The organism is Paraburkholderia sp. J10-1, from assembly GCF_905220165.1.
Lineage (GTDB): Bacteria > Pseudomonadota > Gammaproteobacteria > Burkholderiales > Burkholderiaceae > Paraburkholderia.
Window position 1 is genome coordinate 1 of record NZ_CAJMYW010000070.1, and the last position, 538, is coordinate 538.

Consider the following 538-nt stretch of genomic DNA (forward strand, 5'->3'; position numbering starts at 1 on the left):
TACGCCGGAGAACCGGAAGCTCGTGCATCGCTACATTGAGGTCTGGGAGTATCCGGACGGACGCATCGAACTGCGGGCAGACGCACAGGTGCTGCCGTACCGTGAGTATGACCGGCTCACCGAGGTGGACCAGGGCGCGGTGATCGAGCACAAGCGTCTCGCGCACGCGCTGGAGGTTGCGCGGGCGCTGCAGGCGCAGCGCGACGACCGGCGCGCCTCGGGCTCGCCCTCGCGCACGAATCGCGGCATCGAGGTGCGCAGGGCCGAACGGGAGCCGGGCACGAAGAAGACGCGCGAGTTCACGCAGGCGGACATGGAAGCGGTGATCGAGAAACTGGCGCAGACCCCAAAGCCAGATTCAAAACCTGGGCGGCGGTCTGCGAGGGCTCGCTGAACGCACACCACTGCCCTGCTGCTCCAGACGCTATCCTTCAACACGGAATGGAGATCAACCCCGGGAAAGACAGAAGCAAACCTCTCTAAAACCGGACATTTCTATTGAGCCGGAGACCAGACATCTCTATCTGGCCATGACATT

1 pseudogene is annotated in these 538 nt (G+C 63.2%); it reads left to right on the forward strand.

Annotated elements, in window-relative coordinates:
• Positions 1–394 (forward strand): annotated as a pseudogene (locus tag U5A65_RS40740) (ISNCY family transposase); the annotation flags it as partial.
• Between the last annotated feature and the right edge of the window lie 144 nt (positions 395–538).